At 70.4% G+C, this 230-nt stretch carries 1 protein-coding gene; it reads left to right on the forward strand.

What is annotated here, in order from left to right:
• Positions 1 to 230: energy transducer TonB (locus NG901_RS16885; protein ID WP_252217111.1), on the forward strand; the 230-nt coding region annotated here is incomplete at both ends.

The raw sequence follows: 230 nt of genomic DNA on the forward strand, positions 1-230 counted from the left end.
CCGACCGAGGGCGGCGATCTGTCGTCGAAGATGATCTCCGCCAAGCCGCCGAGCTACCCGCTCGAATCGCGCCGCCTGCACGAGGAGGGCACCGTCGTCCTCGCGGTATTGCTGTCGGCCGAGGGGCAGGTCGCCGGCATCTCGATCGCGCAGAGCAGCGGCTCCGATCGGCTCGATCAGGCCGCGCTGGCCGCCGTTCGCAAATGGCGCTGGGCGCCGGTGTTTCGGGA

It is taken from the genome of Clostridium sp. CMCC3677, from assembly GCF_023845585.1.
GTDB classification, from domain to species: Bacteria; Bacillota; Clostridia; order Clostridiales; family Clostridiaceae; genus Clostridium; species Clostridium aquiflavi.